Annotated in this window: 19 protein-coding genes, 1 pseudogene and 1 riboswitch; of the genes and pseudogenes, 6 read left to right on the forward strand and 14 right to left on the reverse strand. The window is 60.5% G+C overall.

From position 1 onward, the window contains the following. Positions 1–172 precede the first annotated feature (172 nt). From PL640_RS20940 to alr, 3 genes and pseudogenes are all read right to left on the reverse strand, one after another. Positions 173–676, reverse strand: a complete 504-nt coding sequence (locus PL640_RS20940) for a BA14K family protein (RefSeq protein WP_271363402.1) — start codon at positions 674–676, stop codon at positions 173–175. Between the two features lie 179 nt (positions 677–855). Then, a complete protein-coding gene (locus tag PL640_RS20945; protein ID WP_142842711.1) occupies positions 856–2,112 on the reverse strand; it encodes a D-amino acid dehydrogenase in 1,257 nt (418 codons plus the stop codon). Between the two features lie 7 nt (positions 2,113–2,119). Further along, a pseudogene (alr, locus tag PL640_RS20950) lies at positions 2,120–3,287 on the reverse strand (alanine racemase). A 127-nt stretch (positions 3,288–3,414) separates the two neighbouring features. Here alr and PL640_RS20955 point away from each other — a divergent pair. Next, entirely contained in the window at positions 3,415–3,873 is a 459-nt protein-coding gene (locus PL640_RS20955; protein WP_003500727.1) for an Lrp/AsnC family transcriptional regulator, read from the forward strand. Positions 3,874–4,072: 199 nt separating this feature from the next. On the opposite strand, the gene thiD is transcribed toward PL640_RS20955, so the two are convergent. The 11 genes from thiD to PL640_RS21010 form a co-directional block, all read right to left on the reverse strand. Then, complete coding sequence (gene thiD, locus PL640_RS20960) at positions 4,073–4,870, reverse strand: bifunctional hydroxymethylpyrimidine kinase/phosphomethylpyrimidine kinase (RefSeq protein WP_271363406.1); 798 nt, start codon at positions 4,868–4,870, stop codon at positions 4,073–4,075. Continuing rightward, a complete protein-coding gene (thiE, locus tag PL640_RS20965) occupies positions 4,867–5,529 on the reverse strand; it encodes a thiamine phosphate synthase (RefSeq protein WP_271363407.1) in 663 nt (220 codons plus the stop codon). Before thiE ends, thiD begins: the two co-directional genes overlap by 4 nt. Beyond that, complete coding sequence (locus tag PL640_RS20970; protein ID WP_271363409.1) at positions 5,516–6,256, reverse strand: hydroxyethylthiazole kinase; 741 nt, start codon at positions 6,254–6,256, stop codon at positions 5,516–5,518. Before PL640_RS20970 ends, thiE begins: the two co-directional genes overlap by 14 nt. Then, positions 6,253–7,203, reverse strand: a complete 951-nt coding sequence (locus PL640_RS20975) for an ABC transporter substrate-binding protein (RefSeq protein WP_271363410.1) — start codon at positions 7,201–7,203, stop codon at positions 6,253–6,255. Before PL640_RS20975 ends, PL640_RS20970 begins: the two co-directional genes overlap by 4 nt. After that, positions 7,200–7,985 (reverse strand): ABC transporter permease, encoded by a 786-nt coding sequence (locus tag PL640_RS20980; RefSeq protein ID WP_271363412.1) that lies wholly within the window; start codon positions 7,983–7,985, stop codon positions 7,200–7,202. The genes PL640_RS20975 and PL640_RS20980 overlap by 4 nt, the downstream gene beginning before the upstream one ends. A gap of 128 nt (positions 7,986–8,113) precedes the next feature. After that, positions 8,114–8,216, reverse strand: a riboswitch (TPP riboswitch). A gap of 36 nt (positions 8,217–8,252) precedes the next feature. Then, positions 8,253–10,244 (reverse strand): alpha-glucosidase, encoded by a 1,992-nt coding sequence (locus tag PL640_RS20985; RefSeq protein ID WP_271363414.1) that lies wholly within the window; start codon positions 10,242–10,244, stop codon positions 8,253–8,255. Positions 10,245–10,358: 114 nt separating this feature from the next. Beyond that, positions 10,359–11,213: a carbohydrate ABC transporter permease gene (locus PL640_RS20990; RefSeq protein ID WP_271363415.1), complete on the reverse strand. Its 855-nt coding sequence runs from the start codon at positions 11,211–11,213 to the stop codon at positions 10,359–10,361. A gap of 4 nt (positions 11,214–11,217) precedes the next feature. Next, positions 11,218–12,129 (reverse strand): carbohydrate ABC transporter permease, encoded by a 912-nt coding sequence (locus tag PL640_RS20995; protein WP_271363416.1) that lies wholly within the window; start codon positions 12,127–12,129, stop codon positions 11,218–11,220. A 174-nt stretch (positions 12,130–12,303) separates the two neighbouring features. Continuing rightward, entirely contained in the window at positions 12,304–13,539 is a 1,236-nt protein-coding gene (locus tag PL640_RS21000) for an ABC transporter substrate-binding protein (protein WP_142842718.1), read from the reverse strand. 52 nt (positions 13,540–13,591) lie between these two features. Then, positions 13,592–14,668, reverse strand: a complete 1,077-nt coding sequence (locus PL640_RS21005) for an ABC transporter ATP-binding protein (protein ID WP_142842719.1) — start codon at positions 14,666–14,668, stop codon at positions 13,592–13,594. 335 nt (positions 14,669–15,003) lie between these two features. Next, on the reverse strand, positions 15,004–15,708 hold the full coding sequence (locus tag PL640_RS21010; RefSeq protein ID WP_271363418.1) for a GntR family transcriptional regulator: 705 nt from the start codon (positions 15,706–15,708) through the stop codon (positions 15,004–15,006). Positions 15,709–15,808: 100 nt separating this feature from the next. On the opposite strand from PL640_RS21010, the gene PL640_RS21015 reads away from it, so the two are divergent. The 5 genes from PL640_RS21015 to PL640_RS21035 all read left to right on the forward strand — a co-directional run bounded on the left by PL640_RS21015 (position 15,809) and on the right by PL640_RS21035 (position 23,341). After that, complete coding sequence (locus PL640_RS21015) at positions 15,809–16,966, forward strand: LLM class flavin-dependent oxidoreductase (RefSeq protein WP_065117634.1); 1,158 nt, start codon at positions 15,809–15,811, stop codon at positions 16,964–16,966. Next, entirely contained in the window at positions 16,966–17,859 is an 894-nt protein-coding gene (locus tag PL640_RS21020; protein ID WP_142842722.1) for an aldo/keto reductase, read from the forward strand. Before PL640_RS21015 ends, PL640_RS21020 begins: the two co-directional genes overlap by 1 nt. Before the next feature lie 5 nt (positions 17,860–17,864). After that, entirely contained in the window at positions 17,865–18,389 is a 525-nt protein-coding gene (locus PL640_RS21025; RefSeq protein ID WP_142842818.1) for a flavin reductase family protein, read from the forward strand. A 237-nt stretch (positions 18,390–18,626) separates the two neighbouring features. Continuing rightward, positions 18,627–22,766: an autotransporter domain-containing protein gene (locus PL640_RS21030; protein WP_271363421.1), complete on the forward strand. Its 4,140-nt coding sequence runs from the start codon at positions 18,627–18,629 to the stop codon at positions 22,764–22,766. After that, the gene (locus tag PL640_RS21035) at positions 22,766–23,341 is read left to right on the forward strand and encodes an invasion associated locus B family protein (protein ID WP_271363422.1); all 576 of its coding nucleotides are present in this window, start codon (positions 22,766–22,768) and stop codon (positions 23,339–23,341) included. Before PL640_RS21030 ends, PL640_RS21035 begins: the two co-directional genes overlap by 1 nt. Positions 23,342–23,350 lie beyond the last annotated feature (9 nt).

Consider the following 23,350-nt stretch of genomic DNA (forward strand, 5'->3'; position numbering starts at 1 on the left):
ACGGCTTTCACACACTCGGTGTCATCCTCGCCCCTGAGGCGAGGATCCATCGGCCCTCGAAAGTGTGGATCCTCGCCTCAAGGGCGAGGATGACGGAGGAGGCATTGGCGCGCATCGCCAGTATGACGCTCAGCTTTTCTGCTGTCGCTCCTGCTGGAAGTCGCTGGCGCTATTAGCCCGCCACGCAGAAATGACGCTGGCCGTCATAATCCGTATAGGTGCCGGTGCGGGTGTTGAAGCTGCGGTAACGCTGCGAGCAATAGTCGTACCAGGCGTTGGTCCACGGCTCGATGGTGCGATAGGTGGCGCGCTGGCCATAGACCGGGCGGCTGTCATAAACCGGCTGCGGGCGATAGACCGGTGCCGGACGATAGACGGGAGCGGGACGGTAGACGGGGGTCGGGCGGTATTCCTGGTAATCCGGCTCGTCATAGACATAGCTCGGCTCGTAACGGCGCGGCGGGTCGATGTAGACGCGCTCATCGTCAACAGGCGCCGGGCGGGAAAGGGCGGAGCCGACGGCAACACCGGCAGCAAGGCCAAGTACGCCACCCAGAATGGCGGCGTCGCGGCGGTCACGGCGACCCCAGTCGTCGGCAGACGCGGTGTTGAAAGGAACGATGGTGGCGGCGGCTACGGCGACGGCCAGAACGGTTTTAGCTGCAAAGGACGACATGGTCTTCTTCCATCCAGATGGCAGGGGCGCTGCCAGTTGCAAATTCGATGGTTAAAGAAATATAGCGCTGCTGCTGAACGGGCGCTGAATGAATTGTGGCGTGTTGACGGCCGAAATTCGCGCGGGCCGGCCTGACTTTCGCAAGCCGCGCCGCCAGGTGGCGGCGCGGCAAGCGTTGATCATGCGGCGTAACGGCTGATCGCCAGATCGTGCGTGTCGATCTCCGGCTTGGTCCCGCTGATGAGATCGGCAAGTACGCGGGCGGAACCGCAGGACATGGTCCAGCCAAGCGTGCCGTGGCCGGTGTTGAGGTAAAGATTGCTATAGCGGGTAGCGCCGATGACTGGCGTACCATCCGGTGTCATCGGGCGCAGGCCAGACCAGAATTTCGCCTGGCTCTGATCCCCCGCGCCACCGAACAGGTCCTCCACCGAATGGGTCAGCGTTCCCTGCCGCGCGGCCGGCAGATCCTTGCTGAAACCGGCGATCTCGGCCATGCCGCCGACGCGGATGCGCGAACCCAGCCGCGTGATCGCCACCTTGTAGGCCTCGTCCATCACGGTGGAGACGGGCGCGCGCTCCTCCTTCACGACCGGAACGGTGATGGAGTAACCCTTGACCGGATAAACCGGCAGGTTGAGGCCGAGCTGGCGCACGAATTGCGGGGAATAGCTGCCGAGTGCAGCGACGAAAACATCGGCTTCCACCAGACCCTTGGTGGTTTCCACGGCCTTGATGCGGCCGGCTTCAACGATAGGACGCATGATGCCGGTATCATAGATGAAGGTAACACCGGCCTCTTCCGCCATGCGGGCGAGCTCGGTGGTGAACATGAAGCAGTCGCCGGTCTCATCGCCGGGCAGACGCAGGCCACCGACGATCTTCTCCTTGGCGGGTGCAAGACCGGGCTCAATGGCAGCGCACCCGTCGCGGTCGAGAATTTCGAAGGGTACACCGCCGGCCGTCAGCACGTCGACATCCTTGCCGATGGCATCGAACTGCTTCTGGGTGCGGAAGACCTCAAGCGTGCCCTGCATGCGCTGGTCATATTGAATGCCGGTCTCGTCGCGCAGCGCCATCAGGCAATCGCGGCTATATTCGGCGACGCGCACCATGCGGCTTTTGTTGATGGCATAACGCGCCGAGGTGCAGTTGCGCAGCATCTGGCTCATCCAGCGCCACGCCGCCGGATCGGCCGTCGGGCGGATGATGAGGGGGGCATGTTTCATGAACAGCCATTTCATCGCCTTCATCGGAATGCCGGGCGCTGCCCATGGCGAGGAGTAGCCGGGGGAGACCTCACCGGCATTGGCGAAGCTGGTTTCCAGCGCTGCGGCCGGCTGGCGGTCGATCACCGTCACCTTGTGTCCGGCTTTGGCCAGGTACCAGGCGGATGTCACGCCGACAACGCCGGCTCCGAGGATAGTGACGTTCATGATCGTCTCACTTATGATTGACTGATGTTGAAGCGGTTACCGGGGGTTTCTCCCGGCTGAATATAGCTGCGGCGGTAACGGCGTCCGAGGCCGGTCAGGATTTCATAGGCAATCGTGCCCGCATCCTCGGCGATGTCTTCCAAAGTCTGGTCAGGCCCTATCATCTGAACGAGGCTGCCCTGGGTTAATGTTCCCTCGGGCAGGGCCGATATGTCGAGAATGATGCTGTCCATCGAAACACGCCCGGCAATTGGCAGGCGAACACCATTATACCACGCCGCCCCGCGATTGCTGAGCGAGCGTGGCAGGCCATCGGCATAACCGGCGGCGATTGTTGCGAGACGTGTGGGGCCTGCGGCTTCGAAAGAGCCGCCATAACCGACCAGCGAGCCGGCGGACACGGTGCGTGTCTGGATGACGGCGAGATCGAGACGCACGACCGGCTTCATCGGGTTCGGGCGGGCAACGGAGGGCGCGCCGCCATAAAGCGCGATGCCGGGGCGCAGCAGATGATTGTGGTAGTCATTGCCGAGAAAGATGCCGCCGGAGTTGGAGAAGCAGACGGGCACATCAGGAAAAGCAATGGCAGCTTTACGCATCACCGCAAGCTGCGCGGCATTGGCGGAATGATCCGGCTCGTCGGCGCAGGCGAGGTGGCTCATCACGAAGGCGATGTCGAGACCTTCGAGCAATTGCGGCTGGGACGTGAGGATTTCCAGCTCTGCGGGGGAGAGGCCAAGACGGCACATGCCGGTATCGATCTGCACCGCCGCCGGCAGTATCCTGCCAAGCTTTTTCGCATGGGCCGACCATTGCGCAATCTGCTCCAGCGAGTTCAGAACCGGGGTGACGGCCATGGCGGCGCAGGAGGTCTCATTGCCGGGCTGAAGACCGTTGAGCACGAAAATCCGCGCCTGTGCCGACAGGCGAAGCCGGAGTGCCAGCGCCTCATCGATATGGGCGACAAAGAAATTGCGACAGCCTGCGTCGAACAGGGTTTGCGAGACGATATCAGCGCCGAGGCCATAAGCGTCTGCCTTGACGACCGCTGCCGTCTGCGATGCGGGGGCCATGGCCGCAAGCGTCAGGTAATTGTCGCGTAATGCGCCGAGATCGATGCTCAGATGGCCGCTTGCACCACCGGCTGCCTGCTGGCGGCTGATCTGCATGTCCATGGTCGTTCACCCTCATTTTTATCCCATGAGAGTATTGCAACGATTATCGAATTTCTTGGCGATTGTTCGAAGGAAATGCGATAGAGTTCAAAATGGCGCAATTTTCTTTGTCTGATTGGAATTTTCTATGTCGTCACTTGATGCGACCGACCGCCACATCATCCGCCTGCTTCGGCTCAACGCCCGTATCAGCAATGCGAAGCTGGCCGCGGAAGTCGGGCTTTCGGCCTCTGCCTGCCTGCGCCGGGTCGATATTCTCGAACGGGAGGGCATTATCCGCGGATATACGGCGCTGACCAGCGGCCTTGCGGGCGGCGAGGTCATCTCGGTCATCGTGCAGATTACGCTCGACCGCCAGACGGAGGATTTTCTCAACCGGTTCGAGAATGCCGTGCGGCGGTATCCGGAAATCCGCGAATGTTACCTGATGACGGGCGGCTCGGATTATTTCCTGCGCTGTGAGGCGGAAAGTGCGGGGGATTTCGAGCGGATTCACAAGGAGATTCTATCGAAACTGCCGGGGGTTTCGCGGATTCATTCGAGTTTTGCGATCCGGAATGTGTTGGCGACACCGAAGGCGAGGTAGCGTCAAGGTTGGGGCTTACCCCCCTCTGTCCTGCCGGACATCTCCCCCTCAAGGGGGGAGATCGACTCGAGGCTAGGTTTCGCTCATCTCAACATTTGCGAATGAAGTGGCGATAAAGCGTCTTGCCGATCTCCCTCCTTGTGGGGGAGATGTCCGGCAGGACAGAGGGGGGTAAGCCGCACGCGCCACCCTCGCTTCGCTACCTCCACCACCGATAAAAATGATGCACCGGCCCCCGCCCATTCCCGACGGCAAGCCCGCGCCCAGCCTCAAGCGCTCCGTTCAAATATTCCTTCGAAAGCCCGACCGCCTCCCGCAGCTCACAACCCCTGGCAATGTGGGCCGTAATCGCCGCCGCCAGCGTGCAGCCGGTGCCGTGGTCGTTCTTCGTGTCCACCCGCGGCGCGGCAAGCGCCAGCATGGTGCCATCAGCAAACAGATAATCCGTGCTCTCCGGTCCATCACCGTGACCGCCCTTGATGAGCACGGCTTTTGCACCGGCCTTGAGGATCGTCTCGGCCTGTCGGTTGATGTCCGTCTGCGTCTGTGCCATCGGCGTGCCGGTCAGCAGCGCCGCTTCGGGCAGGTTTGGCGTGACGATGGCGGCAAGCGGCAAAAGCTCCCGCCGCAATGTCTCGATGGCGTCCTCATGCAGCAGCCGGTCGCCTGATGTCGCCACCATGACGGGGTCGAGCACCACCGGTTGCGATTGCCGCCGCAGCCGTTCCGCGATGGCGGCGATGGTTTCGATGCGTGAGACCATGCCGATCTTCACCGCATTGACGGCGAGATCGGAAAAAACCGCATCCATCTGGGCAACGATGGTGGCCACCGAAATATCCTCCACCGCCGTCACGCCCCTGGTGTTCTGGGCGGTGATGGCGGTGATGACGCTGGCGGCATAGACGCCGAGCGCTGAGAAGGTCTTGATGTCGGCCTGAATGCCGGCACCGCCGCTGCTGTCGGAGCCGGCAATGGTCAATGCAATGGATGTCATGGCTGTCTCGCTTTCAGCGCCGCGTCAATTGCAGAGCGGAAGCCCTTGGTTGCGCTGGCAATATCGCCTGCCCGGAAAATCGCGGAAATGATCGCGACGCCATTCGCGCCGGCCTCGATGACTGACGGTACACGGGCAAGGTCGATACCGGCGATGGCGCCGACAGGCATATCCGGCCGCCATTCGCGCAGCAGGGCGCGAAGCGTCGTAAAACCATCGATACCGACCGGCTTGTCCGGATTCACCTTGGAAACCGTTTCGAACACGCCGCCAATGCAGGCGTAATCGGCGGGCATGGAGGCCGCTCGCTCGGCATCGGCGTGGTTCTTGACGGTGAGACCGATGATCGCCTTTTCGCCGAGAATGCGCCGTGCGGTCTTCGCATCCATGTCATCGGCACCGAGATGCACGCCATCAGCGCCGGAGGCGAGTGCCACATCCACGCGGTCGTTGATAACAAGCGGCACACCGGTGCCGGCGATAGCCTCATGAATGGCGCGGGCGTTGTCGATCATTTCGCGCGTCGAGCCGTGCTTGTCGCGATATTGCAGAATGGTCGCACCGTTGAGCGCGGCCGCCAAAGCAAGCTCGGGTAAGGGCGCGACATCGGCAAGACTGGCATCGACCAATGCGTTGAGGCGGTAATCAACCTTGTTCATGCTCTATCCTCGCGTGGTTGATGATGTCATCACCGGAAATTTCAGAAAGCGCATCCAGAAATGCCGGTTCGAAGGTGCCGGGGCCTTTCGCCTGTTTCGCAGCGAACTCGGCGGAAACCCCTGTCACGGCAAGGGCGGAGGCCGCCGCCGACAGCGCATCTTTCTCCACGGCCATGAAAGCGGCGATGATGCCGCCCGAGAGGCAACCGGTGCCGGTGACCTTTGCCATCCATGGATGACCGTTGACGATCCTGACGCCACGGGTCGTGTCGCGGAGATGATCGACCGGTCCGGTTTCGATCCGCACCGCGTCGGGCACATCGCCGATCAGGCTCATTTCGGCGCGGTTACCGCGCACGATCGTCGGGGAAAGTGCGATGAGTTCGCGGGCAAACTCCAGACGGGATGGCGAATAATCGCAATGGACGGGGTCGACGATCCATGGTTTGCCGGATGCACTGGCGATCTCGATCGCCAGCCGGATGACCTTGCGCCGCTCGGCATCCAGCGTGCCGAGATTGACGGTCAATGCATCCGCCTTGGTGACGAAGCTCTCGATTTCCTCGAGCGAGGTAGTCATCGAGGGAATGCCGCCGACCACGGTGATGCCGTCGGCGGTGAATTTCTGCACCACTGTGTTCATCAGGCAATGCACGCGCGGGCGCGTCTGCCGCACGCGCTCCAGAATCTCGGCGGCTTTTGCCGCTGTCGGGAAATTCCTCGTCATGGCTGCTGCAGCTCCACGGCGATATCGTCCGCCTTCGGTGCCTGCTTGATCAGCTGCATCTCCTGCATGAAGGCGCCGAAGCGGTCGTAGCGCGCGCGGTCGAGTGCGGCGGGACGTTTGGCGAAACGCGGTAGCGTGTCGAAGAAGGCCTGCTTGTTCAGCGCATCGTCAAGGTTCGGATAGGCTTTGATGAAAAGCTGCCAGGAGTCCTGCGGGTGATTGGTGATGAAGATCGCGGCCTGCTCCACGGCAGAGAGGAAACGCGGCAGGCGGCTGTCTTTTACGAGATCGCGATGGGTGACGAAGATCAGCTCGTCATAGGCCGGCACGCCATGTTCTTCCGGGAAGAAGGAGCGGCCCTCATGGCCTTCAAGCTTCATCTGCGTCAGTTCGAAATTGCGGAAACCGCCGAGTGTCGCATCCACCTTGCCGGCGATCAGCGACGGCGAGAGCGAGAAATTGACGTTGATGAGTTCGACATCATCCTTCGTCAGGCCGTCCTTTTCCAGCATGCGCTTCAGCATCGCATCCTCAAAGCCGGAAACGGAAAAACCGACCTTCTTGCCCTTCAGGTCCTTCAGGCTTTTGATCGGCCCATCGGCAAGAACGGTGACGGTGTTCAGCGGGGTTTCGACCAGCGTGCCGAAACGTACGAGCGGCAGGCCGGCATCGTGATCGAGATAGAGGTTCGGCTGGTAATGCACGCCGATATCGGCCTGTTTTGCCGAGACGAGACGCGGCACGGCGGAAGGGTCTGCTGGCGGCACCAGTTCCACCTCCAGCCCGGCATCGGCAAACAGGCCACGTTCCCTGGCTATCACCATCGGCGCATGATCGGGGTTCACGAACCATTCGAGCAATACGGTAAGCTTGTCGGCGGCCTGTGATTGCATGGGGGCAAATGCGCCTGCTGCCGCGACGACGAGGGAAAGAAGCGTTCGTTTCATGGTGCCGAAAGTCTCCGTAAATATCTGAGAGGAATGGTATGTTCTGTTTCCTTGGCCCAGGGGGCCAGATTGGCGGTCGCCCGGTCGACGATGAGCCGCAGCAGCACCGCCATGACGGCAAGAATGGCCATGGCGGCGAACATGGTGTCGGTCTGCATGCGGGCATTGGACTGGATCATGACGAAACCGAGCCCGGCTGAAGCCCCCACCCATTCGCCGATGACGGCACCCAGCGGGGCGAGCGGGGCGGCCACCCTCAACCCGGAAATGAGCGATGGCAACGCCAGCGGTACGCGCAGCCGGGTGAGGATCTGCCAATGGCTCGCCTTCGTCAGCGAGGCGGCGTCGAGAATGGCGCGATCCGTGCGGTTAAGGCCATCGGTGAAGGAGGAGGCGACGGGGAAGAAGATGATGATCGCCGTCATCACCACTTTTGAGGCCATGCCGAAACCGAACCAGAGCACGAGAATGGGCGCGAGCACGAAGACCGGGAAGGCCTGGAGCACCAGAACCATGGGCCAGACGAGGCGGCCAAGACGCGGGATAGCGGCGATGGTGAAGGCGACGAGGATGCCAGCCGTAACACCGGCCGCTAGCCCAAGCGCCATTTCGCCAAGCGTTACCATGGCCTGGCCGAACAGGAAGCCGGGCTGACGCCAGAAGGCGGCGGCGACATCGGCGGGCGACGGGAGGATATAGCGCGGCGGCGCAAACAGCCAAGTGCCTGCCTGCCACAGAAGCAGCAGGAGACCGATACCGTTCAATGCATGAGTGGCACGCATGAGCCGGACCTCAGACGCAAACGCACCATGTGCGAAGGACAGAAGGTTTCAGCATCATCATTCAGTCTCCAGATGTGACAATCACGGAGATCATGGCCAAGCGGAGAAGAGAAAGGGCAGCGCCTGAAGGGTGCGACAGTTTCCGTTCCTACGCCGGCATGACCCGGATCAGGTTCAAGGGTCCGGCTCATCGCCATCTCAGCACCGTGCGGTGCTCCCCTCGGAATGCGTCGGAAACTGTCGCTTTTTTAGCTGGCTGTCAACGGCTCAGATGCTGCGAAGCTGTTCAAACAGGGCGATATGTCGGCTATCGGCTCGATAGAAAACCGCCGGCTGGCCGAGCGGTGCTTCGATGGTGACTTCGCGTCCGCCGGGATGGTGCGCGCCGCTCCACAGGTGCACCCAATCGCCGTTGCCCGGAAGATGAAGCGTGCGCTGCGTTTCGACCGCTTTCCAGATAGGCGCAACCAGCATGTCGGCTCCATAGAGATAGCTGTCCTGAATGGCGTAGGTCTGCCGGTCATCCTCGAAATGCAGGAAAAGCGGGCGTTGCACCGGCAGGCCCGTTTCAGCCGCCTCTGCGGAAAGCGATTTCAGATAGGGGGCGAGCGCGACGTAAATTGCCGTCATGCGGGCGAAATGGGCGAGAACCGTTTCGTCCTGATCGATCTGGAGATTGTCGCGCGGGCGATTGCCCTCATGGGTGCGCATGACAGGCGTGAAGGCGGCCATTTCCGTCCAGCGCATGATGAGCTCCGCTGTCCGGACATTGCCGAACAGGCTGGTGTATCCACCGATATCGGAATGGTGATAGGCGTTGCCCATCAGGCCGGAAGAGAGTGCACCGCAGATGACGGTGACAAGGCCGTCGTGGCGCGAGAAATCGACCGACTGGTCGCCGCCCCAGATCAGCGGGCAATGGGCCTGCACGCCGGTGAAGCCTGCGCGCATGAAGAACAGCGCTTCACCCGTCTTGCCCCGGCTTTCGACGGCCTTCGCGTTAACCTCGGCCCAGAGGGTGGGCCAGGCATTGTGCATCAGCTTGGCATCGACGCCGTTGGAAAGGTTGATGTCGATCGGCAGATATTCGCCAAAATCGGCCATCCAGCCGGAAAGGCCGAAATCCAGCATGTTTTTGCCGATGATCTCTTCGGCAAACCAGTCGGCGGCGGCCGGATTGGTGAAATCGACGACGCCGCAGTCGAATTCGCCGAAATCCACCAGCGCCGTCTTGCCGTCCGCGCCAGTTGCGAAGTAACCGGCTTCTTCGGCGACCGGGAATAGCGGGCCGTCAACGCAGAGATAGGGGTTCACATAGCCCAGGAAACGAATGTCGTGATCGGCCAGCTCGGCGATCTTCTGGCGCAGATGCGGGTAGCGGGTGTCATTGGCCTGCCAGTCCCAGAAGAGACGCGCGCCGAAAGATGTCTGGCGCAGGCCCACCCAGTCCTCGCACCAGAGGCCGGAAACCTTCGTTCCGGCCGCACGGATTTTCTCCAATCGGGCAAAGGAGTTGACGCCGTCCTTTAATCCGATGATCGCGCCGTTATAGACCCATTCCGGCAGTTCCGGCTGGCGTCCGAACCGCAGCGACAGGGCGGAGACGATATCGGTGAAGGCATCGCCGGCGAAGAATTCGATCTTTTCCGGGATCGCCCATATTTCGATTTCGTGGAAATCGCCGTTGCGAAAATCGAACACCGAATAGGCGCTCGTTTCCACATGCAGGGCGTATTTGCGCGACGAGAGATACGTCGGCTGCGGGTAGTTGGTATTGTAATAATCACCACCCGCCTTGCCGCTCACATCGGCCTTGAAGGTGATCTCCGAGGTCTTGTCACGGCCGACGCCGGGTTCAGAAGTCCAGAGCGGAAAACGCCGGCCGCGCATGTCGAAATAGGACATCTGCTCGCCGCCGCCCCAGACGTGCTCGTCCGTTTCCGCGGCAATCCGCAGCCACAGCCGATTGATGGTTTCATCCAGAGCCGTCAGCCTGATGGCGTTGCCGTCCAGCGTCAGGCGAAGACGCGGTGCCTGTCCGGGTGCAGAAGAGAGCGTGACGCTGTCGCCATTCAACTCGGCGTGGCGCAGGGCGGTTCGCTCGATGACATAGTCCTCGATATCGAAATTGCCGCGATACATATCCATCCGCTCGCGGCCGAAACCGGCGAAGAAGGCGGGGTTCTCAGGCGAATGGGACAGGATGGTGCGGCCGCCGATTGCGAGCGTGAAGCCGTCTTTGGTCTTTTCGAAATGCATGACTGTACCTGTTCAGAGCGTTTCCAGTAAAAGCGAGAACGCTTTTACGTCCGGACAACGCGTAAAATCAAAGAGATAGATCGGTTTGGCGATTCGAAGAAAAGCCAAAACGATCTAGCCCTTGAGACCGCCGGCGGTGAGGCCGGAGACAACCCGTTCCTGAAAGATGACGATCAGGATCGCGACCGGCACGATGCCAACCACCAGCGCCGCCGAAATGACCGGCCATGGGAAGGCGAATTCGCCCTGATAAAGCTGGATGCCGACGGGCAGGGTGCGGAGGGCCGGATTGGAATTGAAGGAAAGCGCCAGCAGGAATTCATCCCAGGCATTAACGAAGGCGAGAATACCGGCGGTGAAAACGCCCGGTGCGCAGAGCGGCACGACCACCTTGAACAGCGCGCCGATGCGGGTGCAGCCATCGATCATGGCGGCGTTTTCGAGATCGCGCGGGATGCTTTCGAAGAAGGAGACCAGCATCAACGTGCAGACCGGCAGCGAAAGCACGGTGTAGGGCAGGATCAGCGCCGTCCAGCTGTTGAGCAGGTTCAGCGCCCGCATGATTTCGAACAGCGGCACCAGCAGGGTCACCAGCGGAAAGGTGGAAACGGCGATGATGAGCGAGAGGATCAGCGCCCGGTATTTGAGGTTGAGCCGCGCCAGCGCGTAAGCCGCCAGCACCGAGATCAGGATGGTGAGTGCGGTCGAAAGCAGTGCCACCATGAAGCTGTTGAACAGGAAGAGGTGCAGCGGCTGATCGGAAAAGGCCTGCATGTAGTTGGCCAGCGTCGGCGCATGCGGAAACCAGGTGATCGGCTTCGCCGCCAGTTCCGCTTCGGTCTTCAGCGAGGTGAAGAGGATCCAGATTGCCGGAAACAGGCCGTTGACCAAAAGGATGGAGGCCGCGATGAAGCGCAGCGGCTTGCCGGAGAAGAACGAGGACAGACCGGAATTTGCAACGGTGCTCATGGGATCAGTCCTTCGTCCTGATGATGCGGAGATAAACGGCGGTGACGCACATGGAGAGCGCAAACATCATGACAGCGAGCGCCGAACCGTAACCGAGATCGAGGAAGGAAACGGTGTTCTGGTGAATGTACATGGCAAGCGTCGCGGTGGATGTGCCGGGGCCACCGCCGGTCATCATGTAAGGAATATCAAAGGTCTGCAGCGCCGTGATCGTGCGGAAGATGAGGGCGACGACGATCGAGGGCTTGAGCAGCGGCAGGGTGATTTCGAAGAACTGCCGGATTTTGCCGGCGCCATCCACATCCGCCGCCTCATAGAGCGAGCGCGGAATGGTCTGCAGGCCGGCAAGGATCATCAGCGCCATGAAAGAGGATGTCTTCCAGATGATCGTCAGGCAGATGGCCGCAAACGCCCAGTTGGGGGAGTTGAACCAGATGACGCCTTCAAAGCCCAGCCGGTTCAGCACATCATTGACCACGCCATACTCGTAGTGGAAGAACCACGCAAAGATCAGGCCGGCAAAAGAGAGCGGCAGCGCCCAGGGGATGAGCAGCGACAGCCGCATCGGCCATTGCATGGAAAAGGGCAGGTTGGCGAGCAGCGCGAGGCCAAGGCCCATGAACAGGGCGCCGGGCACGGTAATCAGCGTTATCAGAACCGTGTTCCAGGTCGTTTCCCAGAAGATCGGATCGTCGAACATCGCCGTGTAGTTTTCAAAGCCGATGAATTCCGCCGGCAGGCCCGATGTCAGCGACAGGCTGAAAAACGAGGTATAAACGAGCCGCGCCACCGGATAGACGATGATCAGCGACAGAAGAATGGCAGCAGGCGCCAGCAGAAGCACGGCAAGCGACCGGTCGCCGAGATCGAGCCACCGCGTCCAGCGCGGCAGCTGCTTTTCGTCCACCCGGACCATGGTTCTTTCCGGCATTGTCACACCTGCCACTCCCGCAACTGGATTCACGTCATCGTCTCCCGATCGGACCGGTTCATACCCGGCCCGTTTATCGCACCGCCCGGGCGCGTTTATTCCTGTCCGTCGAAGCAGCCGGAAAGGGCATGAAACCACGCCGCTTTCCGGCCTTGAAGCTTAGCGCAACACGCGCCGCAGACGGCTTTCCATCTGTTTTGCGCCGTCCTCCGGCGTCATGACGCCGGCAAGTACGCCGTTGACGGTGGTGCGGATCGTCTCGCTGACCTCGTTGTAACGCGGCGTCACGGGACGGGCCTTGGCGGTTTCAACCACGGGCAGGGCATCGGCGAACCACGGGATTGCCTTGGTCACGTCGGCATCCTTGTAAAGCGCGGCATAGGTCGGCAGTAGCGTGGCGTTGATGGCCATGAACTTCGACACATCCTGACCGGAGAGATATTCCACCAGCTTCTTGGCTTCATCCTGCTGTTTGGAATAGGCGGAAACGCCGAATTCCCAGCCGCCGAGGCAGGTTGTCTGCTCGCCGCCCTTGACGGCCGGCAGGCGGGCGACGCCAACCTTGTCATTCACCTGCGATTCCTTGCCCTGGAAATGCGTCCAGGCGTAGGACCAGTTGACGGCGAAGAGAACCTTGCCGGCCTGGAATTCCTTGCGGGTGTCGTCGGTCGCGACTTCGGAAATGTTCTTCTTGGAAATGCCTTCATCGACGAAGCTCTTCCAGAGCTTCAGCGAATCCACGGCCGCCTGGTTATCGAAGTTCAGCTTGCCGTTTTCGACCAGCGACTTGCCTTCGCTCCAATAGGGCAGGAGGAAGGTGCAGACCGCGCCTTCGATCGCCTTGCCTTGGAAGGACAGGCCCTGAAGCTCGGGGTTCTTTTCACCCTCCATCACCTTCTTGGATGCTTCCTTTAGCTCGTCCCAGGTGGTTGGCGGCTGAATGCCATATTTGTCCAGCAGGTCCTTGCGGTAATAAAGGAACATGGAGTCGGCGAAGGCGGGCAATGCCACGATCTTGCCGTCAACGGTGTTGGCTTCGGCATAGGTCGGCAGATAGGCGGACATGTCCTTGCCGGAGAAATCGCTGGTCCAGCCGGCGGTGGCGAATTGCGCCGGACGGATGACGTCGAGCATCAGCACGTCGAGGCTGGAATCCTTCGCCGACATCACGGTGTTGAGATATTGCGCCTGCATTTCCGAGGTGTTGCCGCCTGTCTCGATGACAACCTTCACGCCCGGCGTCTTCGCCTCATATTGATCGAGCGCCTTGCGCCAGACATCCGGCTGATGCTGGCTGGAAACGAAAACTTTCAGTTCGGCATCGGCAAAGGCCTGTCCCGAGAAAGTGAGCATGGTTGCGCAGAGCGCTGCCCTGGTTATAGCTTTGAATTTCATGTGTTCCTCCCGTTATTAAACCCGTTGGCCGCAGCGTTTCCACGCCCGGCAATCAGTGGATAGAGCGCTCCGTCGCGGCGTCGAAAAGATGAACCTTGGACGGATCGAGCCCGATCTTAAGCTCCTCGTTCGGCGCCGGGCGAAGCTGCGGCGGCATTCTGGCGGTCAGCGCCGCATCGCCGAGGCTGAAATGGACGAGCGTATCGGAACCCAGCGGCTCCACCACCTGTACCTTGACCGCAAGCTGCGTATCGAAGCCCTCGGCGGGGCCGAAATGTTCCGGGCGAATGCCGACAATGACTTCGCGCCCTTCGAGGCCAGTTTCGCGGGCTGGCCGGATGGCCGCCATCGGCAGGGAATTGCCGTCGGAAAATGTCAGCCGGTCGCCGTTTACCCTGGCGCGGGCGAAATTCATGGCGGGTGCACCGACGAAACCGCCGACAAAGACGCTTTCCGGACGGTTATAGACCTCGTCCGGCGTGCCGACCTGCTCGATATCGCCGCCACGCAGAATGACGATGCGGTCGGCGAGCGTCATGGCCTCCACCTGGTCATGGGTGACATAGATGATCGTCGTGCCGAGCTGCTGGTGCAGCCGCTTGATTTCCGTGCGCACCTGTCCGCGGAGTTTGGCGTCAAGGTTGGAAAGCGGCTCGTCGAACAGAAACACCTGCGGGCGGCGCACGATGGCGCGGCCCATGGCCACACGCTGGCGCTGGCCGCCGGAAAGCTGGCCGGGCCGGCGGTCGAGCAGATGCTCGATGCCGAGCATCTTTGCCGCCTCATCGATGCTGGCATTGGCCTGCGAAGCGCTCACGCCGCGCACCTTCAGGCTGAAACCCATGTTTTCGCGCACGGTCTTGTGCGGATAAAGCGCATAATCCTGAAACACCATGGCGATGTCCCGTTCGCGCGGCGGCAGCCGGTTGACGACGCGGTCACCGATCATGACCTCCCCGCCGCTGATGCTTTCCAGACCCGCAACCATACGCAGCGTCGTGGATTTTCCGCAGCCGGAAGGGCCGACGAACACCACGAATTCACCGTCGTTGATCTCAAGGTCGATGCCCTTGACGATGCGCAGGGCACCGTAACTCTTATCCAGCTTGCGCAGGCTGACTGAAGCCATATTTTCCTCCTCACAACCGACGCGTCCAAAATCCCGATGGACGCAAAAGCCGGTATCAACCTTCAAGTTCCACGTATCGCTCTGTCGAAAATCTGTCCCGATTATCCGGCGATAGCGTGGGATGGCGAAACGCCTGTCTCCCTAATTCCGTGATATTACCTTTCACAAAAAGGAAATCAATAGTGTATCAATTTTATTTCTGACAGAAATCAAAAACTATTAAGTCGTTGATTTAAAGAAATATAGTGGCGAAACTCGCCGCAAGGCAGGTCGTCGCTTCCTTGCCTCCCGTCAAATTCTTGTCCTCATGTGGATCACGCGAATATGCGGCGATCTCAACGTATGCGGGAAACGTAGCGGGCAACCGTATGGTCGAACCATGTCCATGAAACTTCGGCCACCGCGCCATCCTGCGCCTGGCTGAGACGCAGCACGCGCGGCACCGGCGCGCCCGGCTTCTGGCCGAAGGCCTCGGGTGCCCATTCGGGCACGTCGCCCAGATCGATGCGGTCTTCCGCCTTCGAGATCCAGAGATTGAGACGGGTGCGATAATAAAGATAGAGGGATTCCGACATGTTCTCGATGGCGATCGTGTCGACATAAGATCCATCGAGCCAGATTTCCTCGATGGCCGCCGGTTTTCCGGCAATGCGCCGGAGGCGGCGGATGCGATGCCCTTCGGCGGACGTGCCGAAAGCGGGCAGGGCGGCGGGTTTGGCAAGCCGCGCCACATCCAGAACCTCCGCCGTTGGCAGGCCGCCGCCCTCGATCATCTCGAGGCGGAAGAAGGCATAAACGCTTTGCGGATCGCTGACGGCGCGGATGTAATTGCCCGAACCCTGCACGCGCTCCAGCAGACCACGCTCCTGCAATTCGGCGAGTGACTTGCGAAGCGTGCCGACGGCAATGCCGAGATCGGCCGCCATATCACGCTCCGGCGCCAGCTTTTCGCCGTCGATCAGCCGGCCCGCCGCCACCTCGCGCACCAGCATTTCGGCGATCTGCAGATACATGGGCAGGCTGCCGCCAGTGTTTTTCATGATGTCGTTTCCTCCCCGAAACAAAAATTGATACATCATTGATTTACATATTTCTTGATGTTATGCAAGAAAAACAAGAGCGGCCCTGAGGAGGAATTGCATGACCGTCGTACCCGTTACATCCGCTGATCTCGATGCTGCCGAGGTCTCCTGGTTTTCCGCTTTGTGCTCCGATGATTACGCCTATCTGGGCGTGCCTGATGGTAGCCTGCGCTCCAGTTTCGACCATTGCTCCGATATCGTCAAAAAGGCCGAGGAACTCGGTTTTCGCAACATCCTCTGCCCCTCATCCTATCAGGTCGGGCAGGATACGCTGAGCTTCGTTGCAGGCTGTGCGCCGATCAGTGACCGCATCAATTTCCTCGCGGCCATCCGCTGCGGCGAGATGCAGCCGATCATGCTGGCGCGCACGGTGGCGACGCTCGATCACATGCTGAAGGGCCGCCTGACGCTCAACGTCATCAGCTCCGATTTTCCCGGAGAAGTGGCCGATAGTGCGTTTCGTTACAAGCGCAGCCACGAGGTCGTTGAGATCCTGCGTCAGGCCTGGACGCGCGACACCATCGACCATGACGGTGAAATCTACCAGTTCAAGGGCGTTTCCACCGAGCCGGCACGGCCTTACCAGCAGAATGGCGGACCGCTGCTTTATTTCGGCGGTTATTCGCCGGATGCGCTGGAACTCTGTGGCGCGCAGTGTGACGTCTATCTGATGTGGCCGGAAACGAAGGACCAGCTGGCGGACCGCATGCGCGCCGCCAATGAACGTGCAGCCGCCCATGGCCGCACGCTGGATTACGGCCTGCGCGTCCACATGGTGGTGCGCGATACCGAACAGGAAGCGCGCGAATACGCCGAACATCTGGTCTCGAAGCTTGATGACGAATATGGCCAGCTGATCCGCAACCGCGCCCATGACAGTGGCTCGCTCGGCGTGTCGCATCAGGCGCGTGCCCGCGAACTGGCTGACAAGTTCGGTTATGTCGAACCCAATCTGTGGACCGGCATCGGTCGGGCGCGCTCCGGCTGCGGCGCGGCTCTCGTCGGTTCGACGGATCAGGTTCTGTCGACGCTGGAGGAATACCAGAAGATGGGCATTCGCGCCTTCATTCTTTCCGGCTATCCGCATATTGATGAGGCGGAACACTTCGGCACCAAGGTTCTGCCGCAGATGAAAACCTGCTCCCTGCCGCATGCTTACGGCCGGGTACCTTCTGAAACGCCTGCCACGCCGCTCGGCAACGGGGAACGCCACTGATGGAACGCATCGCTCTTTCCGACAAACTCGAACTCAGCCGCATCGTTTATGGCATGTGGCGCATCGGCGACGATAAGGACACTTCGCCCGCCCATGTGCAGGCCAAGATCGAAGCCTGCCTGGCGCAGGGCATCACCACCATGGATCAGGCCGATATTTACGGCGGATACACGGCGGAAGCCATTCTGGGTAACGGCCTCAAGGCTGCTCCGGGACTGCGCGACAAAATAGAGATCGTCACCAAATGCGGCATCGTCGCACCGGCCGGCCGGCATTCCGCCGCCCGCGTCAAGCACTATGATACGACGGCAGGCCATATCAATGCCTCGGTCGAGGCGTCGCTGCGCGACATGGGAACCGATTATGTCGATCTCCTGCTCATTCATCGCCCTGATCCGCTTGTTGATGCGGAGGAAACCGGCAAGGCGCTCGACGCACTGGTCGCGTCGGGCAAGGTGAAGGCCGTTGGTGTCTCCAACTTCCGGCCATGGGATTTCTCGCTGCTGCAATCGGCCATGAAAAACCGGCTGGTGACGAACCAGATCGAAATGAGCCTGCTTGCCACGGATAGTTTCACCAATGGCGATCTCGCCTTCCTGCAGGAAAAGCGCGTTTCGCCGATGGCCTGGTCACCGCTTGGCGGCGGCTCGCTATTTTCCGGCGCCCATGGGGGAACGATGGCGGCGCTGCAGCGCATCGGCAAAGAGCAGGGCGTGGATGCCACCGCTGTCGCCATCGCCTGGCTTTTGCGCCATCCGGCCAAGATCGTGCCGGTGCTCGGCACCAACAATATCGAGCGCATCAAAACGGCGGCCGACGCCCTGCGCGTCACGATCGACCGCCAGACATGGTTTGAGCTTTATACACTCGCAATCGGAAACGAGGTGCCATGATGACAGTGGCAATGGCAGAGGCGATCAAAATGCCCAATGAGCATGTATTTGTTCCCGGCGGCGAGAACAGCCGCAGCTTTCGCAATGCGCTCGGCGCCTTCACGACGGGGGTTACGGTTGTGACGGCAACGACGCCGGACGGACCGATCGGCATGACGGTCAACAGCTTCGCGTCGGTATCGCTTGATCCGCCGCTGGTGCTGTGGTCGCCTGCCAAAAACTCGTCGCGTTATCAGGCCTTCAGCGGTGCCACCCATTTCGCCATTCATGTGCTGAGCGCCGATCAGGACGTGCTGAGCGCCCGCTTCACCCGCAATGGCCGTGCCTTTGACGATCTGGACTGGGAATTGAACGATGAGGGTGTGCCGGTCATTCCCGGAACGCTCGCCCGGTTTGAATGCCGGCAGGCCGCCGCCCATGATGCGGGCGACCACACCATCATCGTCGGCGAGGTTTTGCGCGCCGCACACCGTGATGGCGATCCCCTGTGCTTTTCAGGCGGAGCCTTTGGGCGGTTTTCCCGGCAGTAGTAGAAACTGCCGTTTCCGCTTCGGTTTTCGGCAAAAATCCTGCTGCTCAAGCAATCTTTCCAACTATTTCATGGAGCGTGCCTGTCACGCTCCATTTTATATTTACGCAGACGTTCAGAGCAATTTTTATGCTGTTTATACTATCAATTATCTTTCAGAGTGGGCTAATTGATTTGTCTGAAACAGTGATTCGCCGGTCAGGGCAGGGCGGCGTAATGCGCCGGTGAGGGAGCTTGGATGTCCGGTTGGTTCTGTGGTGTTTCTGAAGAGAAAGATCCGCAGAAGGCGCCCTTGAAGCCAGCGCCCGTATCCTGGCGCTCTCTGCGTGGCTCGACGAGCCTTTTTGCCCTGATGTTTTCCGCCGCACTCGCGTCACCCGCGCTGGCGGAGACGATCGTCTGGGTTGGATCATCGACGGACGACTGGTTCTTGCCCTCCAACTGGTACGGCTATACGCGAGTTCCTGGACCAAACGATACTGCCGGCTTCAATTCCGCGGGGCCGACGATTGCAGCGGGGAAGCATGCCGATATCTCAGATCTGTTGATCGGGATCGACACCGATGGTTCGCTTTCAGTCAATGGCGACCTGACGACAGTCGGGATCGACATTGGCTACAATGCCGGCGTTACCGGAGAATTGAACTTTTCGGGGGGGACCTGGTCGAATGCCGACGATGTAACCGTGGGCGGAAGCGGCGTCGGTGAGCTTTCACTCAGTGGAAGCTCGGCCACGTCTGCGGGAAATATCTACGTCGGTAAGGACGGGTTGGGATATGGCACCGTCAAACTGGACAATTCGTCCAGCTTTGACAATTCCGGCACCGTTTTCGTGGGTTATGGCGGATTCGGTTTGCTGGAGGTGCTGGGCGCAAGCGAGTTTACCACCGGCGGACTGGTTGTCGCCAACGGAGTTGGCTCCATGGGGACCGTATCCGTGGAGGGTGCCGGCAGCACAGTGACAGGCTCCGGCGATATGATCATCGGCGGTGGCGGGCTAGCCTCTTTCTCCATCGCTGGCGGGGGCGTGGTGATCAGCCAAGGCAAAACGGTCGTTGGCAATCTGGGGTCATCGGATGGAAGTGGGCTCAGGATAGATGGCGCTGGTTCCGTATTGGAAACCCAGGGCACATTGGTTGTCGGCAATGAGGGCGCGGCCACTATGGTTGTCAGTACAGCCGCGACCGTCACCAGCGGCGCCGTCACCATCGGCCGCCATTCGATTGCCGTGGTGGATGTAACCGGCGGCGGCACGCAATGGACGACGGGTGATTTGCAGATTGGCGGCGATGCGTCAGACCCGGTGGGAACGCCTGGTTATGGCACGCTGAATGTGAAGTCGGGAGGCGCGGTGGACAGTGCATCCGCGCGTCTCGGCAATGCCGCGGGTGCGACGGGGAATGTTGGCGTGGATGGCAGCGGTTCCGTATGGACGGTCGGCAACGGCAGTCTCGGCGTTGGCGTCAACGGCACAGGCCGCCTGACAATAACCGGCGGCGGGCTTGTCGAAGCGGTCGATACGGTTCTCGGGGTAAATGCCGGCGGCGTCGGCTCCGCCAGTATCTCCGGTTCGGGGAGCGCTCTGCAAAACTCCGGAAATCTCCATGTCGGCAATGCCGGCGAGGGCTCGCTGCAGATCGATACGGGCGGCTCCGTCGACAGCGATACCGGTTATGTCGCAACACTTAGCGGTTCGAGATCTTCCGTGATCGTCGACGGCGGCGGATCGAGCTGGACGGTGGCGAAGACCCTTTTCGTCGGATATCAGAATGATGCCGAGGGAGAGGTGGTGGTCAGTACCGGCGGCGGCATTGAGGCACGGCAGATAACCCTGGGCGAACTTGCCGGTTCTTCCGGCACAATGACTATCGAAGGCACCGGCTCGAATGTCACGGTTGCGGTCGATAACAACCTTGCCGGTTCCGGCTCCATGAATATCGGCCGCTCCGGCAGCGGCTCCGTAACGGTATTCAATGGCGCTTCCCTGAATGCCAATCAGCTTTTTCTCGGCGCGGAGGCCGGTTCGGACGGTGCATTGCAGGTCGTCGGTGCGGGCTCACAAGCGGAGATCGGCAACACCCTCGTTATCGGGAAAAGCGGCAGCGGCATGGTGGAGGTGACAGGCGGCGGTTCCCTTGCCGCGACGACCATCGTGATCGCATCGGCGGCGGGTTCCACCGGCGTTTTGAATATCGGCGCTGCCGCCGGGCAGACGGCGCGTTCTGCCGGGGAGGTTGAGGCGAATGCGATTGCCTTCGGTTCCGGCAACGGCAGCATCGTCCTCAACCACTCGGAAAGCGACTACGAACTTTCCGCGGATATTTCCGGCGCTGGCCGGATCAATGCCGAAAACGGCGTCACGACGCTCAGCGGCAACAACAGCTATTCCGGTGGAACGATGATTTCGGGCGGCACGCTGAAGGGAGCCGCCACCAGTTTCGGTTCGGGCGAGATCGCCAATAATGCGCAGCTTATCGTGGATGGGGCCGGTAGGCTTTCCAATGTCATCAGCGGTTCCGGCTCGTTTGAAAAGACGGGTACCGGCAATCTCCTTCTCGCCGGCGACAACAGCTATTCCGGCGGCACCACTGTTTCGGCCGGCACGCTGACGGGAACCGCAAAAAGCTTCGGCTCGGGGAACATCGTCAATAATGCGAAACTCGCCGTAGATGGTGCCGGCACGTTTTCGAACATCGTCAGCGGCACCGGTGCTTTCGAAAAGACCGGTGAGGGCAATCTGGTCCTTTCCGGAAACAGCACCTATTCAGGCCCCACCGAGGTCTCGTCGGGCAAGCTCAGCGTCAATGGATCACTCACAAGCGTGGTTTCGGTCGGCGGCGGTGCGGTGCTCGGCGGGTCCGGCACCATCGGCGGCCTGACCGTCGCCTCGGGCGGCACGCTTTCGCCCGGCAATTCCATCGGCACGCTCACCTCCACGGGCGATGTGACATTCGCCAGCGGCTCGGCCTATGCGGTCGAAATCGACGCATCAGGCAGTTCCGACAGGCTTGATGTCGATGGCGCCATCACCATCGATAACAATGTCCGTCTCGTCGTCACACCGCTTTCAAACTATGCGGCCTACAGTCTCGACACCCAATATCGAATCCTGACGGCGACGGGCGGTATTGTTGGCACATTCTCCGGTGTGGATGATAATTTCGCTTACGTAATTGCGAGTGTCACAAAGAGCGCAGATAACGGCAACGCCTATCTCTCCTTCAATCGGGCATCATCGGAGAACGGGCTTTTTGCTGCTGCAACATCGTCGGATAACGCGCGCAGCGCCGCCAAGGCCGTCGAGGCGCTTGGGGAGGCTTCCTCGCTTTATCAGGCGGCGTTGTTTCTGCAGGACGGCGAAACCCAATCCGCCTTCTCACAGCTTGCCGGTGAACTGCATCCTTCAATTGCCATGGCATTGATAAACCGCAGTCAGTTGACCCGCGACGTTATTCTCAACCGGCTGCGCAGCGCCTTCAAGGGTATCGATGCGCGTCCGATCCTGCCCGCTGTCGGAAGGGCGGGTGCATCGGATCCGATGAATATCGATGAAGGCTCCCTCACGTTCTGGTCCAATGGTTTCGGGTCGCGCGGACATATCGATGGCGATGGCAACGGCTCGTCGGTCAGTATGAAGGGTGGCGGCGTCTTTTTTGGTCTCGATGGTGATTGGGGCGACGGTTGGCGCGCCGGTGTTGCTGCCGGTTATGGCCGCGATGTCATCAGCCAGAAGTCTTTTTTGGCGTCGGCGGATGTGGACAGCTATTATGCGGCCGCCTATGCGGGCGGGGCAATTGGCCCGGCCTCGCTGCGCCTCGGAGCTATCCATGCTTTTCAGGACGTCGAAACCCGCCGGGCGGTGTCGTTTTCGACATTGCAGGAAAATCTGACCGCCGGCTATGACGCCTCCACAACGCAGGTCTTTGCCGAGGCCGCCTGGCGTTTCGATTTTGATCTCGTCCAGTTCGAGCCCTATGCCAATATCAGCTATGTGAACACACGGTCGGATGCCTTCGGCGAGAAGGGCGGCATGGCCGCCGTTTCTTCCGGCTCCGCCAGCCATGACCAGCTTTATTCGACGCTTGGTGCGCGTTTCAGCCGTGATATCGCATTTGAGGGTATGACTGGGCAGGCGATGTTCGATATTGGCTGGCGTCATGCCTATGGCGATCCGATGGTCGAGAGCACCTTGTTCTACACGGGCGGCCAAGGCTTTTCCGTTACAAGTGCGGCGATGGCGCAGGATGTGGCGTTGATCAATCTGGGACTGCGCTACGACCTCAATCCTGCCGCCACTTTGACATTCCGTTATGGCGCTGTTTTCGGAGCAGGCATGCTGGATCAATCCGCCTCTGCCGAACTGGGAGTCCGTTTTTGATGAGGCGTGGTCAAAACTTGGTTGGGAAGACAACCCTCGCTGCCTTCCTCTTCGCCAGTGTTGCAGCGAGTGCGCTTGCGCAGGAGGCAGCGAAGATTGCTGCGCCCATGCACGAGGTTTATGGAAGCTGGCAGCTCGCCTGCGCGGCGCAAGCGAAAAACGACGAGGCCGATCCGAACGCTTCAGTGGCGGCGGAAAAGCCGGCCTGCGCCATAGCCCAGGTGCAGCTTGAAGAGAAAACCCGCAAACTTGTCGTCTCGGTCGAATTCCGGATTGATGATCCGAAAATGCCGGACAAATTGTCCGGCACCATCGTCATGCCTTTCGGCCTTGCCGTCACAAAGTTGTTTTCGGTGAAATCCGGAACTGTGCGGCTGCAGGAAGTGCAGGTCAGCACCTGCCTGCCCGTTGGCTGCATCGTGTCCTTCACGCCCTTTGTCGAGCTTGTCTCGGCGCTTGAGGCGGGAAAGACATTGACGATTGAAGCCCCCGATCTGCAGGGTCGCGCGGTGTCGTTCCAGTTGCAGGCGGCGGGTTTTTCCGAGGCGCTGAAGCGCCTCGGAAACCTGCGTTAGAGCGTTTCC

It is taken from the genome of Agrobacterium sp. ST15.16.024 (assembly GCF_027956545.1).
Lineage (GTDB): Bacteria > Pseudomonadota > Alphaproteobacteria > Rhizobiales > Rhizobiaceae > Agrobacterium > Agrobacterium cucumeris.